Below are 14,338 nucleotides of genomic sequence, written 5' to 3'. Positions count from 1 at the left end.
CACTCTATGCCCAAAAACGCCTTTGACTATACCCTGGACTTTACAACTACTGACTTCCGGCAGCATCCGGAGCTGTATCGTATAGGCGTGGGCGAACAGGGGGTACTGCTGGTGCAGCCGTACAAGTCGGAGATACTGCCCCACTGGAGGTTTAAGAACGAAGAGGTAGCGCGGGAGTCGGCACAGAAGATCTATGACATGTTTGAGCAGTACCTCAAAGACGCTGACTTTGTAGGGGCCGACATGGCCCGTAAGTACTTACAGATGGGATTTACCCGCGCCCGGCGCTACGCCAACCATAAGAGCGGCCGGAAGTACAGCATCGGCGAAGACGACAAAACCGAAGGACTGGAGTACCCTTATACATCAGGGAGCAGGAACAAAGGCAACCCCATACTGAAACAGGAAGAAGATGCCCTGACCAACGAAAAGGCCCGGGCGGCGGACGTATTCAGGGAGTACTGGTTCAGGGCCAAAAACCATCCGGAGTACGTAAAGCAGAAAGCAGAGTTTAGAAAAAAGTACTATCGGTAAAAGCAACAGACAAGTCACTGAAACTTTATTAAGAGGTGACGCAGGTAAAGGATAACAGCCGTATCTTTATGTACACACTATTGGATACACACTATGGCCTTACCAAGATTTGTTTTGCTGCTTGTGCTGCTGTCGGTAGGATGGCCGGTACTGGGTCAGGACTCCACTCTTACGCCCAAACCCGAAGCCTTACGGAATGCCTTTACGCTTGATCTGGCGGGTAACACTCCTGTTATCGGAGCCAGCTACCACGTGCAGGTGGTACGTTTCCGGCCCGAAGGCAACCTATATAGAGGTGCTGTTGAACTGAGTACTGGTCTGGGTTATATGCCGAGCCTTTGCCTGTTTGAACGATGCAGCGGTAGTGTGTCTACCCACCATTCGTTACTCCTGCTATACGGGCGCAGGCTCCAGACGGAGTTGGGCTATGCTGGCTCCCTTTTCAAAACCCACTTTCTCTTTGACGATTTAAAATACCAGTCCTATCTGTCTGCGGGTCTGCTGGGCCTGCGGTACAATGGCCCTCAAAGGTGGCTCTTTCGGCTGTACCTGACCGGCTGGGTATACACCGATATCGAGTCAGATACCAATGCGGCTGGCGAACTGGTGAAACAGGAGGTAACCCGGCTGAACCTCTTCCCTGGATTTTCTTTTGGCCGACGGTTTTAACGGTACTTGTCATGAAACAGATCCTGTTACTCATCAGCATCTCGATACTGCTCAGTAGTTGTCTGATTCAGATAGACCTGCAGAAGCGTGACCTCCCCATTCAGGACCAGGACCTCCCCTATAAGCGGTACCTGATGCTGGGCAATACCTGCGTAGCAGCCGACGGGACGCTGGCTACCGTCATGCTGCGCAAAGCCTCCAACAACTCCCCCGGCGCCATTGCCCCTACTTACCCCTGGCTGGAGCAATACCAGGTAGTGGTGGTAAAAACCTCGCTGACGGGGCAGACTCTGTGGGAGGCTCTGGCTTATACGTCGGTAAGCATGACGGAACAACGTCCATTGATTCATCCGCTAAGCGATGGCAGCTTCTGGGTATTCACAATTCCGTTTGAGTGGGTTTCCACCCCAAGAGTAGAGCAAACCTCCGCTTTGGTACTCCGTCTGGATGCGCAGGGTAAGGTACTTGAAAAACAGCAAGCCTCCCTTCCCTACTATCCCACGACTTTTACACCTGATCGTATCCTGTCTCTACCTGACGAAGGCTTCGTCGTTGCCGGCAGGATGCGTACTCGTGACGGTGACCCCGTTCCGGCAATAGTCCGATACAGTAAGGAGGGCCAAATCCGATGGCACAAGACATACCCTGAATCCATTATTAGTAGTGATCCTATCGGCTTGACTCCCACCCCGGAAAATGGATTTCTGCTAAGTTGGCACGAATGGAATCAGAACGAAAACATTGATCAAACTTACATATTGAAAACAGATGCCAATGGCAGCCAACTCTGGTCCAGGAAGTACAGCCTTTTTGCATCTCGATTTGCCTGTCCCAGGCCGGGAGGTGGTTACCTACTACAAGCCACTCAGACCCATAATCAGAAAAATATTTTTCAGTGCACCCTAAGCGAAACCGGCGATTTACAAAGGGTTAAGAATTATCCGCTTTCCGAAGGCCAAAGCAATGTCACGCCCCTGGGTATCTTCAGTTCTGCCAGTACCGCTACAGCCGTGTACTCCCTAAACGGGAATAACATCCATCTGCTGGTAACGGATCAGTCGGGGCAGGAAATCGCGCGTAACCAGGTATATGGACATTCGTTTGTTGGTGCCTGGGTGGAAGTACTTCCTTTCCCCGATGGCACCCTCAACCTGACAGGCCGGGACAGATTCGGCACCTTCCTGCTGGCGCTGGCCAAGCCCGATGGTAATGTACTGTGGTCCCATCCTATACCGGCTCAGAAATAACCTCTTAAATGTGCACTCTCACACGAATAACAGGCACTACTGCCCCATATTCGCAGGAGAATGCGTAGCTATTACTGGTTTTTGCGTCGCTGACGTTTTTCTTCCTTCATGCGCTGGCGCACCCCATCATCCACTCCGCGGCCTGCTTCCATGGGCTCATGTACCGACCCGGAAGTAGGAGGCGCCGGAGGCGCATTCCTGATCTGGTACTTATGGATGATATTACCAGACAGCCTTTCGGTAAAGCGGGGAAACAGGTGGTGCGAAATCCAGGCTCCCTTGGCTTTCCAGCCCACCGGGCGCTCGGGTCGGCGGTGGAGCGAAGCCCGTATGGTAGCATTGACTACCTTACTGGGCGGATCCATGGCTGCCATACGCGGCGTACCTCCGCTGTAGTTGGCCGCGTGCCGCCAGAACGGCGTATCCACCGCCCAGGGCTCTACGGTCACTACCCGGATGTTCCTGTTTCCGTTGAGCCGTAGTTCCTGATTGAGCGCCTGTCCCAGGTTAAGTATTCCTCCCTTGGTGGCCGCATACGAAGCATGGTAGGCAAGCGGTACATTGCTCTCTACCGACCCCATATTGATAAGGGTACCATACCCCTGGCTTCTGAACTGCCGGATGGCGGCATAGCTGCCATAGATGACGCCCTTGAGGTTGATATCGACGATCCGGGCCTGATCTTCCAGTGGGATGTCCCAGAAGCGCCCGATCCCCCCTACTCCGGCCATATTGATCCATACGTCAATATCGCCATACTGCTTCAGGGCCTCATCTGCCAGGCGCTGTACATCTTCGGGCTTACTGATGTCCATGGGTACCACCAGGGCGGTTCCACCGGCAGCTCGCACTTTACCGGCTATTTCTTCCAGCAGGTCGGCTCGTCGGGCGGCCAGTACCACGTTGGCCTTATAGGCTCCCAGCTGCTCCGCTACTCCACGACCAAATCCACTGGATGCTCCCACGATGACGAATGTTTTACCGGCGGTTTTGCGCTGCCCGGCCTTTCCCAACTCAGAAGTAGCACAACCGCTGAGGAAAAGACAAAGAAGTATAAAAAGTACTGGTAAGAGGCCCGGCTGAAAGCCCCGCTGGATACCCCGCTGGATGCCTGTATAGGTAGTCACGCCAGCCGCCCCCTTACGCTGTATCAGATGATTATTCAAAGTACACTCACTCTTAGCCATGGTAGTAATTAGTTATACATCCTCATTACAAGTTAGAAATTGAACAGGGTTGTATAAAACCATACCATGCAGCTTCAGCGACGGAATCAGGGGGCTGTTCAGCTCCACCAGCACAGCCTCTCCAAAGGTGGATAAGCCACAAAAAATGGCCAGGTTCAAGGCTAGTCAAAACTTTTTTATGATCCTGTAAATTTTACAAATTCTTCATGCAGGAGTTAAACTAACGAACAGGTATGTAACTTTTTGTAAACAAGTAAATTACCTACCGATCAAACACAAATTGAGAATACAATCTCCTCATACTCAGCGCCGGATTTTTATATAACAGGGCCATAATCAGCTCCTTTCATTTTATCTTTTTGTTAATTTTTTCCAAACATTACGTTTTTGGGGGGCGTTAACCTAAGAACCCATCTAATGCGCCATGTTAAATTTCCATTATTTTTTCCACCTGCACTTACGTAAAAATCAAACCTCAAGTAGCGTGTAAAGTGGATTGAATAACCAGGCATCTTTGTTGTATACCACCCCAAACACAAAACCTTATGGAAAAAACTTTAGGCTCTACGAAAACAGCCTCTTACATTGTTTCGGTAAACCCGGGAAGAATTGTAAAGTATGTAGCAGTAGCCATAACCTTCCTTCTGCTGGCTAATATTGCTAATATCATTGCTCAGAACTCCTCCTACTACGAAGTCTGGTACGCACGAATTTTGCATAAATATTTTGATTTCAACGGAGAAAATAATTTTCCTGCGTTCTTCTCTACCCTCCTGATGTTATCGGCAAGTCTTATCTTATTTTTTATATATAAACAGACCCAAATTAAATTATCCGGCAAAGGGAAGAAGCAATGGCTCGTCCTGAGCATTGTGTTCTTTTTTCTGGCCTTAGACGAAAACCTCCAGATCCACGAAACTACTACCTTCCACGTAAGGCCCTATATCACAAATGATTATGCCGGACTATTACATTGGGCATGGGTAGTACCTTACTTTTTGATGTTTTTGGCCGTTGCTGTTTATATGTTCCGATTTGTGCTCTCATTGCCTACCATTACCCGGAATTTATTTTTTTTATCCGCAACCATTTTCGTAGGAGGTGCAGTAGGTCTTGAGCTATTTGAAGGCTATTTCTATAAGATGTACAGCATTGACCACTTGTACAATCAGCTCCTGTACTGCCTCGAAGAACTTATGGAAATGCTGGGTGTTACCACCTTTATCTATGCGTTGCTTCATTATCTCAATAATTACATAACTCCGGTTAGCTATGTACGAAAAGGAGCACAGCTGGAGAAGCAGGCAGCCTGATCTAACGCCACACCAATTTCTGATCCGGCTAATCAAGTACTATAAATCAACTATATGAGGAGAATGTAGTAAGTCAGCTTTATTTATGTACCAATAAAAAAACAAACGCGCATCATGTCGGTGCAACTATGCGTTTGTTTTTTATTGGTTTAATATTCTTAATATAGGGATGTGCTGTAGGTACAATTGTATCAGGAGAAATAAAAGTATCAGAGCAAACAGAAATATATTGATCGTCCATTGCATAATTTGCATGTAAAAGAAACCACATCAGGCATTCAAATCCATGAAAAACTACACCGTTAACCCAGATAAAAAATGGGACTATGAGAATGGTTTTTATCTAACCTGCGAAACCAACCGAATCGGGAAACTGCTCAATCATCTGGACGTCTATCATAAGATTCTGGACCTGCCCGGAGATATCCTTGAGTTTGGCGTATATAAGGGCACGTCGCTGGTTAGGCTGCTGTCATTCAGAAACCTACTGGAAAATGAATACGTCAGAAAAGTCTACGGATTTGATATGTTTGGTAAGTTTCCAGATGCGCTTGAGCTGGAGAGTGACCGGAGCTTTGTAGAAAAATTTGAAAGTGCCGGAGGGTACGGAATCAGCAGCGAAGAACTGGAAATGCACCTTACAAACAAGGGCTTTATTAACTTCTCGCTGGTACAGGGCGATATCCTGCTTACCCTACCTGACTTCCTGGCGCAAAACCCGGCCCTAAAGATTGCGCTGCTTCACATTGATGTGGATGTGTACGAACCTACGAAATTCATCCTTGAGAATCTTTGGGAGCGGGTTGTAAAGGGTGGAGTGGTCATGCTTGATGATTACGGAACCGTGGAGGGTGAAACCAGGGCTGTTGATGAGTTTTTTGAGGATATGGCTATCCAGATACATAAGCCCCGGTTCAACTACATTCCATCGTACATCATTAAGCCGTAGCACCGTACCTTCGGTATAAAGCACCCATAGCAAAAGAGCAGGCAAAGGTCCTGCTCTTTTGCTTGTAGTAGTATTGGTAGGGTGTAGAAGCAGTTGTTAAGTACCTGCCATTTAGGACTTGGAAAAACATTGTCGCAATTCACCCGTAGAATGGCTCTCCCACACCCGGCCTATTGGCTTCGTAACCCTTACTTTTGCTTATACCTATATCCTGACTTAACTACTATGCAAAAGATTACGACATTTCTGACCTTTAACGACCAGGCCGAAGAAGCGGTGAATCTGTATACTTCCCTCTTCAAGAACTCCGGCATCACCAAGACCATTCGCTATGGCGATGGTGGACATCTGCCGAAAGGTACTGTTATGTCCATTATGTTCCAGCTCGAAGGACAGGAATTCATGGCGCTGAACGGAGGCCCCTACTTTACCTTCTCAAACGGTACATCGCTCTTCGTACACTGTGACACCCAGCAGGAAGTAGATGAACTGTGGGATAAGCTGTCGTATGGGGGAGAAAAGGGCCGGTGCGGCTGGCTCAAAGACAAATTTGGTTTGTCATGGCAAATCATACCGGCCACCTTGGGTAAGTACCTGCATAGCGAAGAGGCAGAAAAAGCGGGAAGAGCAGTGCATGCTATGATGCAAATGGGGAAGATCAATATTGAAGCCATATCCCTTGCCTACCATGGGCAGGAAACGGCTCAGCCCTGATCGCTGCCGGACGGTAGTTACCAAAAAAGCACAAAGTTCAACTTTGTGCTTTTTTGGTATTCTATATCAAACGATCAAAGATTCAAACGTATCCCTCCGGAAATATTGGGGCTGATGTATAGTGGGCGGGGAAGTACTTCGGCGTAGGCACCACCTTCCAGAAATACCGAGAGGCGGCCATCAGGCAGGTAGTACTCAATACCACCCACACCGGATCCTCCAAGCGAAATAGTATTTTCGTAGCCACCACTCAGGCGGTTGGGATAGTAGCGACGACTGTTGAGCTGTCCCCCAAAGCCGTAGTAGATATGGACCAGCTCCGCGTTGAACAGGGGGTAGTGCCACAGGTAGTGAGCCTGTACGGAGAGCCCGGCGTTACGATATTGTCCCTGGCGATAGTCGCGGTTGTTGCCCACGATACCACCGTATGTACCAATAGTGACGTCAAAGGCATTGATGTTGTTGAAGTACTTACGTACATTAAACCCGGTAGGTTCTCCCAGCTTAAAACCAACGGCCCAGTTGTCATACTGCGCATGCGCCAGGTTCATTGCAAATAAGCCTATGAGGGTAAATAATACTTTTTTCATGGTAGGTCTGGTTCAGTACTGTATACACTAAGACATCTATTCCTTGCTTCACCACTACGCCTCCACCGCATTCTGGTGGTATTTTTTGAGCGCATCAATTACCGCCACGTTTTCGTCGCGGGTACCCACGGTGATTCGCAGGCATCCATCGCACAGGATAACGCGGGAGCGGTCGCGCACAATGATCTTCTCGCTCAGCAGGTAATCCATTACGGCCTTGGCATCCTCAAACTGCACCAGCAGGAAGTTGGCATCCGAAGGGTGTACCTTCTTTACCAGGGGCAAATCATTGAGCATGTTACGCAGCGTGTCCCGCTCGTGCAGGATATCTATGACCATCTGGTTCTTGGCCTCTACGCCGTCCAGGGCATTCAGAAGCAATTGCTGGGTTGGCCCACTAATATTGTACGGCGGCTTGATCTTATTCAGGATCCTGATCAGGTCCTCGGAGGCAAAGCACATCCCCAGTCGCAGCGAGGCCAGTCCCCACGCTTTGGAGAAGGTCTGTAGTACCACCAGATTAGGGTACTCATCCAGTCGTTGCGTCCAGGATTCAACCTCGGCGAAATCGATATAAGCTTCATCGACTACAACCAGACCCGCAAACTGCTCCAATAGGGTCTGAATGGCCGAAGCCTGCACCAGATTGCCGGAGGGGTTATTAGGGGAGCATATCCATATGATTTTGGTATCAGGGGTAATGGCCGCCAGCACCGCATCGGTATCAATCTGGAAGTCGGGCGTCAGCGGTACTTTGGTGAGGGGTACATCGTTGATGGAAGCACTTACCTCGTACATGCCGTAGGTGGGCGGCATAATCAAGATGCGGTCCTGACCCGGTGTACATGTAGCCCGTACCAGCAGGTCGATGGGCTCATCGCTTCCGTTGCCCAGAAATATCTGTCCAGGTCGCACTCCTTTGATAGGAGCCAGCTTTTCCTTGATGGCCGACTGATACGGATCAGGATAGCGGTTATAGGACTCCTGCCCTACCGAGCCAAACGGATTTTCGTTGGCATCCAGAAATATCCCCTCTTTGCCTGTGTACTCATCACGGGCCGACGAGTAGGGCGTAAGGGTCAGGATGTGCGGTCGGATGATAGTACTGAGGCTAAACTTATTGTTCATAGGTACATAAACGTTCGTCAATCGTGAAGGGCTCTATGCCAACTATTTTTACTAGTTTCATATCCTCGTGCCGGGGATTAAGGATATAGTTGTACTCCAAAGGTACAATAACCGAGGGTACTTTCAGAAGAAGAGTCTTATTTTCGTCCAGCCACCGGTTGCCGGCATCTTCGGTCCAGGAGCGCTGACTGGGCCAGTCGGCGGGTAAGTCTTCCAGCTGACGACACGACACCTCGTCGGGCACGTGTAGTACTACCATCACGTAGTCATCTGGCGGTGGGGTTTCTTCCAGGTGCACCAGCTTTTCCAGCAAGGCCAGCGATCGGCTAGAAGCGGTATAGAGGGCATGTCTGCCCTCCGTATTCCAGCGTCCCCCGCTCTTAAAGGCTTCCGTTCCCGTCAGGTCGTCCCGGTGACGGTCACGCGTAATTCTGTATAGCTCCATAGGCTGCCAATGCGGCCATTGGGGCTACTACATTTCGTCCAGCGCTTTCAGCCTGATACTCACGGCTCGTTTGTGCGCGTGCAGTGACTCGGCCTCCGCCATGGCTTCTACGGTAGGTCCAATGGCCCGTATACCTTCTTGAGTAATATGTTGTACCGTTATTTTCTTTACAAAGCTGTCCAGTGATACGCCACTGTACGCCCTGGCAAACCCGTTGGTAGGCAGAGTATGGTTGGTACCGGAGGCGTAGTCACCGCAGGACTCAGGTGTATAATGACCTAAAAAAATCGAACCTGCATTGATGATCCGCTCAGTCACCTCCTCCGCATTCTTGATACTCAGGATCAGGTGCTCGGCGGCGTACTCATTCAGCAGGTCAATGGCATCGTCTTCATTGTCTACCAGAATGGCCTTGCTGTTTTCGATGGCCTTGCGGGCTATATCCCGGCGTGGCAGCTCCTCTAGCTGGTTAGCCAGCGCCATGTTAACGCAGCTAACGAGCTTCTTACTGGTAGTTACCAGCAGCACCTGGCTATCGGTACCATGCTCGGCCTGCGACAGGAGGTCAGCGGCTACAAAAGCGGGCTGGGCAGTTTCGTCGGCATACACGGCTACTTCGGACGGACCGGCCGGCATATCGATGGCTACGCCTTCCTTACTAACCAGCATTTTGGCTGCCACTACGTACTGATTGCCCGGACCGAAGATCTTGAACACCTTAGGTACCGACTCAGTACCGTACGCCATGGCGGCAATGGCCTGGGCACCACCAATCTGGAATGCTCTGGTCACACCTACCAGCTTGGCGGCGTACAGGATTGCCGGGTGATCGCTGGGGGTACAGAGAATGATCTCACGACAGCCCGCCAGCTGAGCCGGTATTCCCAGCATGAGTACGGTGCTGAACAGCGGAGCGGTACCTCCCGGAATATAGATACCTACTTTCTCAATACCGACACTACGACGCCAGCAGGTTACACCCGGCATGGTCTCGACCTTCTCGATGGGCTGGTACTGGGCCTCGTGGAACCGGCGAATGTTGTTATAGGCCTGCTGTATGGCCTGTTTCAGCTTTTCATCCAGCCTGGCTTCGGCCTGATCGAACGCCTCCGGGGCGAACGCCAGATCCTGTAACTCTACATTATCAAACTTCATAGCCAGATCACGAAGGGCGGCGTCGCCCTTTTCCCTAACCTGCTGCAGTATAGGCTCTACTACTTTTTCAATATTGCCCGACTCGTGTTCGGGACGAGCCAATAGCTCCGGCCACTGACTACGTTCAGGAAAGCATACGATTTTCATAATCTGGAATACTAATGGTTATGGATCATTTATCCTTAAAAATCGTCAGATGCTCAAAAACGATCATTGGATCATTTTCTCGATCGGGATTACCAGAATACCTTCGGCTCCAGCCTGACGGATTTTTTCAATATTTTCCCAAAAATCATTTTCGTTGATCACCGAGTGCAGCGAGCACCAGCCCTCCGTAGCCAAAGGCAGTACCGACGGGGCCCGCATACCAGGCAGGTACTTGGTAATCTCGTCTACGGCCGAAATGGGGCAGTTGAGCAGGATATACTTATTATTCTTGGCCTGCTGTACCGATTTGATCCGGAATAGCAGCTGGTCCAGCAGGTCCTTCTGCCCGGGGGTCAGGGTACGACTCGCAATCATTACGGCCTCGGAGCGGTAGATCACCTCCACCTCCTTCAGGCCATTGCTCAACAGGGTACTTCCTGAGCTCACTATATCACACACGGCATCGGCCAGACCGATACTAGGGGCTATTTCTACCGAGCCGCTGATCTCGTGGATCTGGGCCGTTACACCGTGCTCAGCCAGGTAGTTGCCCAGCAGGCGCGGATACGAAGTAGCTATGCTTTTGCCATCCAGATCCTGTACCCCATTATATTCTACGCCTCTTGGTATACCTATCGACAACCGGCACTTCGAAAAGCCCAGCTTATGTACAGTATCAACATCACGGTTGGTCTCACCGGCTACATTCTCCCCTACTATCCCCAGATGTGCCACGCCATCCTCTACATAACCAGGAATATCATCGTCGCGCAGAAACAGGAACTCTGCCGGGAAGTTGGTAGCAGCCGTTTTTAGTTTGCCGGCTCCGTTGTCAAACCGGATGCCGCACTCCTTGATCAGCTTGAGGGAATCCTCACTGAGCCGACCAGACTTCTGTACCGCTATGCGTAGTATTTCATTCATGGGTTAGCTGTATATAATACTCTCTATGCTTGTATAATTGCTGTAAGTTCTTCGGGGGTACCTTGCTGTTGCTCGCCGGTGCGCATATTTTTCAGGGTCAGGCGTCCAGAAGCCATTTCCTCCGATCCGATCAGGATCACGAAGGGTATCTGCTTCCGGTCGGCGTAGTCGAGCTGCTTCTTCAGCTTCACCGAGTCAGGGTACATCTCGGCGTTGAGCCCCGACTGACGTAGTTTATAAAGGACACCCAGGCCATAGCTGGCAGCCTGTGCATCAAAGTTGGTCAGCATGACGCGGGTCGTGATGGTCTGGTCTTTGGGGAACAGGTCCAGCTCTTCCATCACATCGTAGATGCGGTCTACCCCCAGCGATATACCTACGCCCGATAGGCCCGGTACTCCGAAGGTACCCGTCAGGTTATCGTAGCGGCCACCACCACTGATGCTGCCGATCTGTACATTATTGACCTTTACTTCAAAGATGGCACCGGTATAGTACGATAGTCCCCGCGCCAGGGTTACGTCCAGCTGGGTGCGGGGGTTCTGCAGGCCGAAGCCTTCTACCATGTGCCACACCTGTTCCAGCTCATCGATTCCTTTCAGGGCCGTTTCGGAGCCGGCCAGCCACTCGCGCAGCTGCGCAAAGGGAGCCGTCTCGGAAGCCAGAGCAAACATCGGCTCCAGGTTGGAAGTACTCTCTTCGCTGAATCCGCGCTCGTGCAGTTCAGTGAGTACTTTGTCCTTGCCTATTTTATCCAGCTTATCGACGGCTACGCACAGAGGTCCTTCCTGCCCCGCGGCCCCAATGGCCTCGGCTATTCCGGTCAGGATCTTGCGGTTGTTGATTTTGATAGTAAAGTCCGTGATGCCCAGCTCGTGCAGAATGGTATGCAGCATCATCACGATCTCGGCCTCGCACAGCAGCGAGTCGGTACCTACTACGTCGGCATCGCACTGGTAGAACTCACGGTAGCGGCCCTTCTGCGGACGGTCGGCCCGCCACACGGGCTGCAACTGGTACCGTTTGAAGGGCATGGTAAGGGTCCCCCGGTTCATGACTACGTACCGGGCAAAAGGTACCGTCAGGTCATAGCGAAGGCCTTTTTCTGAAATCCGGGTGGTGAGCTGCTTAGGGTCCAGTTTCCAGTCCTGCTCGGTAAGCTTTTCGTTGTAGTTGCCGGAGTTAAGTATCTTGAAAAGAAGCTGATCCCCTTCATCACCATACTTTCCCATCAGCACGGACAGGTTTTCGATTGCGGGAGTTTCGAGGGGCTGAAAGCCATACCGCTGGAACGTACGCCGGATGGTATCAAAGATAAACGTGCGCTTCACCATCTGGTCGGGACCAAAGTCGCGCGTTCCGCGGGCAAGGGATGGTTTACTCATATTAGAATATTCACAGTACACCAAATATTACTGTCTATAGCCTCAGATCACTGATCTGCCCTAACTGACAGTACTTACGGTGTAAGAATTACTACGTTAAACTATTGGGTATAACAGCGAGCGCAGCGTCGGGAAGACCTGCTACTCTACCACAAAGGTAGGGCAGGCATTGCAATTTTTAGGTCTGTTTTTTACTTTTTTCGTAAATAAACGCTATTTTTGCGCCTCTTTAACAAAACTATACTAAGACAATGGGAGTAACGGAATTGAAACGTAAGGGACGTAGAAATAAAGCCACCTCTAAGAATCGTGTGGCTCGTATTAAGAATCTACTTCGTCGCCCTGAGATCAAGAACGTGGACGTAGAGGCTATCAAAGCCGAGTTCGAAGCTAATAAGAAGTAAGCACGAACGGGTTTATCCCCAAGCGATACACGTATTCAAAAAGGCCCTGTCAATTAGCTTTGGTAGGGCTTTTGGATTTTTTAGCCGCTTTCTTCACAGCGTCCAGTTGCTTCTCCGTCTTACGATTATTACGACGAATAGCCTGTCGAACATCAATCATTACCCGGATCCGGATCGCCTGCCCAAACAAGGCAATACCACTATTAATGAGTACCAGGCTGTATATACTCAGTAGTACCCACTTCACCGTTGGCTCCCCCGTATGCTTGAGATTTCCGGCTTCATTGAATACAAACAATCCATAACTAATCAGAATCAGGCTGAACGTTGACAGCAAGAGCCATTTAGTATGCGACGACATTTTTTTTAGAAGCTTTCGGCCGGGTGGCTTAGCTTCAGCCTTAGGAACAATCATGGTAAAAGGCAATTAATTCTATCTTCAAAAATAATTATTTTTTCAATCTTATTTTAATAAATCAGCGACTTTTCGAGACCATTAAAACGCTATTTCCGGGCTATCCTGTACATTTGTAGCAAAGTCAATGCCTTTTATCACGATTACACTAGTATCTTTTCTCTGACCTTCTTCCATGAAATCAATATTTAGCCTGGTGCTTCGGCATGTTCCCCGTCCTTATCTTCAGCTGGTAGGCCACTGGGCGGCCCGGGTACTGGGTGTGTTTTATACCGGCCGTAACGTCGAATGTCCCGTTTGTGACCACCAGTACCGTGAGTTCCTGCCCTATGGTCGTTCCGGCCGTGACAATGCGCTTTGTCCCAACTGTCTGGCGCTGGAGCGTCACCGCCTCATGTACCTGTACCTTAAGCGCAAGACCAATTTCTTCCGCGATAACCTGAAGGTACTGCACGTGGCTCCGGAGTACAGCTTCATCCACCGCTTTGAGTCCATGAAAAACCTGGACTACATTACGGCCGATATAGAATCACCGCTGGCCAAGGTGAAGATGGATATCCATTCCATCCCCTTTGAGGCCAATACCTTTGATGTGGCGATCTGTAACCACGTGATGGAGCACGTGGATGACTACGTCAGGGCTATGAGCGAACTCTACCGGGTACTGCGCCCCGGAGGCTGGGCTATTATCCAGTCACCGCAGGACTTCTCGAGAGCTACTACCTACGAAGATCCTACCATTACCGACCCGCGCGAACGGGAGAAGCATTTCTGGCAGAATGACCACCTGCGTCTCTTCGGCCGTGACTACGCCCGCGAGCTCGAAAAAGGCGGCTTCACGGTAAAGGAGGATCGCTTTGTGATGGATGAACTTACCAAAGAGGAAGTGAGGCGCTATGCACTGCCGGCCGGGGAGATTATCTACTTCTGCGAGAAAAAATAACTCTTTTATAGCTGCATATTTCCCGTTTTTAGCAAAAGACCGTGTCAAATCCATTTGGCACGGTCTTTTGACTTTCTACTCATAGATATCAGAGCATCAGGAGCCGGCTACTACCTAGATAATCGTACTGATCTGCCGGCCTGATCCTCTACCATTGATACCCTGTACAATAGGTAAACCTTTTAACCC

The 14,338-nt window shown here is 50.2% G+C and carries 16 protein-coding genes; 8 read left to right on the top strand and 8 right to left on the bottom strand.

The annotated features are described in order from the left end of the window. Nucleotides 1-6: 6 nt before the first annotated feature. From JTN23_RS03010 to JTN23_RS03000, 3 genes are all read left to right on the top strand, one after another. On the top strand, nt 7-534 hold the full coding sequence (locus JTN23_RS03010) for a DUF4385 domain-containing protein (protein WP_247232284.1): 528 nt from the start codon (nt 7-9) through the stop codon (nt 532-534). 93 nt (nt 535-627) lie between these two features. Beyond that, a complete protein-coding gene (locus tag JTN23_RS03005) occupies nt 628-1,203 on the top strand; it encodes a hypothetical protein (protein WP_247232282.1) in 576 nt (191 codons plus the stop codon). A gap of 11 nt (nt 1,204-1,214) precedes the next feature. Next, nucleotides 1,215-2,450 carry a hypothetical protein gene (locus tag JTN23_RS03000; RefSeq protein WP_247232281.1) on the top strand — a complete coding sequence of 412 codons (1,236 nt, stop codon included), beginning with the start codon at nt 1,215-1,217 and terminating at the stop codon, nt 2,448-2,450. A gap of 71 nt (nt 2,451-2,521) precedes the next feature. On the opposite strand, the gene JTN23_RS02995 is transcribed toward JTN23_RS03000, so the two are convergent. Further along, a complete protein-coding gene (locus JTN23_RS02995; protein WP_247232280.1) occupies nt 2,522-3,637 on the bottom strand; it encodes an SDR family NAD(P)-dependent oxidoreductase in 1,116 nt (371 codons plus the stop codon). Nucleotides 3,638-4,182: 545 nt separating this feature from the next. On the opposite strand from JTN23_RS02995, the gene JTN23_RS02990 reads away from it, so the two are divergent. The 3 genes from JTN23_RS02990 (at nt 4,183) to JTN23_RS02980 (ending at nt 6,613) form a co-directional block, all read left to right on the top strand. Next, nucleotides 4,183-4,950, top strand: a complete 768-nt coding sequence (locus JTN23_RS02990) for a DUF8692 domain-containing protein (protein WP_247232279.1) — start codon at nt 4,183-4,185, stop codon at nt 4,948-4,950. 286 nt (nt 4,951-5,236) lie between these two features. Next, on the top strand, nt 5,237-5,899 hold the full coding sequence (locus JTN23_RS02985) for a TylF/MycF/NovP-related O-methyltransferase (protein WP_247232277.1): 663 nt from the start codon (nt 5,237-5,239) through the stop codon (nt 5,897-5,899). 225 nt (nt 5,900-6,124) lie between these two features. After that, on the top strand, nt 6,125-6,613 hold the full coding sequence (locus JTN23_RS02980) for a VOC family protein (RefSeq protein ID WP_247232276.1): 489 nt from the start codon (nt 6,125-6,127) through the stop codon (nt 6,611-6,613). Between the two features lie 74 nt (nt 6,614-6,687). Here the strand turns inward: JTN23_RS02980 and JTN23_RS02975 are convergent, their stop codons facing one another. The 6 genes from JTN23_RS02975 to hisS all read right to left on the bottom strand — a co-directional run bounded on the left by JTN23_RS02975 (nt 6,688) and on the right by hisS (nt 12,387). After that, nucleotides 6,688-7,203 (bottom strand): hypothetical protein, encoded by a 516-nt coding sequence (locus tag JTN23_RS02975; RefSeq protein WP_247232274.1) that lies wholly within the window; start codon nt 7,201-7,203, stop codon nt 6,688-6,690. Nucleotides 7,204-7,257: 54 nt separating this feature from the next. Further along, nucleotides 7,258-8,331, bottom strand: coding sequence for a histidinol-phosphate transaminase (hisC, locus tag JTN23_RS02970; RefSeq protein WP_247232271.1), 1,074 nt, complete (start codon nt 8,329-8,331; stop codon nt 7,258-7,260). Beyond that, the gene (locus JTN23_RS02965; protein WP_247232269.1) at nt 8,321-8,776 is read right to left on the bottom strand and encodes an RES family NAD+ phosphorylase; all 456 of its coding nucleotides are present in this window, start codon (nt 8,774-8,776) and stop codon (nt 8,321-8,323) included. The genes hisC and JTN23_RS02965 overlap by 11 nt, the downstream gene beginning before the upstream one ends. Before the next feature lie 27 nt (nt 8,777-8,803). Further along, nucleotides 8,804-10,078 (bottom strand): histidinol dehydrogenase, encoded by a 1,275-nt coding sequence (gene hisD, locus JTN23_RS02960; protein WP_247232268.1) that lies wholly within the window; start codon nt 10,076-10,078, stop codon nt 8,804-8,806. Nucleotides 10,079-10,141: 63 nt separating this feature from the next. Next, nucleotides 10,142-11,002: an ATP phosphoribosyltransferase gene (gene hisG, locus JTN23_RS02955; RefSeq protein ID WP_247232265.1), complete on the bottom strand. Its 861-nt coding sequence runs from the start codon at nt 11,000-11,002 to the stop codon at nt 10,142-10,144. 23 nt (nt 11,003-11,025) lie between these two features. Further along, entirely contained in the window at nt 11,026-12,387 is a 1,362-nt protein-coding gene (gene hisS / locus JTN23_RS02950; RefSeq protein WP_247232263.1) for a histidine--tRNA ligase, read from the bottom strand. A 251-nt stretch (nt 12,388-12,638) separates the two neighbouring features. Here hisS and JTN23_RS02945 point away from each other — a divergent pair, with 251 nt between their 5' ends. Then, a complete protein-coding gene (locus tag JTN23_RS02945) occupies nt 12,639-12,791 on the top strand; it encodes a hypothetical protein (RefSeq protein ID WP_247232262.1) in 153 nt (50 codons plus the stop codon). A gap of 49 nt (nt 12,792-12,840) precedes the next feature. Here JTN23_RS02945 and JTN23_RS02940 read toward each other — a convergent pair whose 3' ends face one another. After that, nucleotides 12,841-13,206 carry a hypothetical protein gene (locus JTN23_RS02940; protein ID WP_247232260.1) on the bottom strand — a complete coding sequence of 122 codons (366 nt, stop codon included), beginning with the start codon at nt 13,204-13,206 and terminating at the stop codon, nt 12,841-12,843. Nucleotides 13,207-13,381: 175 nt separating this feature from the next. Here JTN23_RS02940 and JTN23_RS02935 point away from each other — a divergent pair, with 175 nt between their 5' ends. Continuing rightward, nucleotides 13,382-14,149, top strand: coding sequence for a methyltransferase domain-containing protein (locus JTN23_RS02935; protein WP_247232259.1), 768 nt, complete (start codon nt 13,382-13,384; stop codon nt 14,147-14,149). The last annotated feature ends 189 nt before the right edge of the window (nt 14,150-14,338 follow it).

This window comes from Telluribacter roseus, assembly GCF_017355915.2.
GTDB lineage: Bacteria > Bacteroidota > Bacteroidia > Cytophagales > Spirosomataceae > Telluribacter.
Note: the sequence above shows the minus strand (reverse complement) of the source record. Positions and strands in the feature narration are given on the sequence as shown.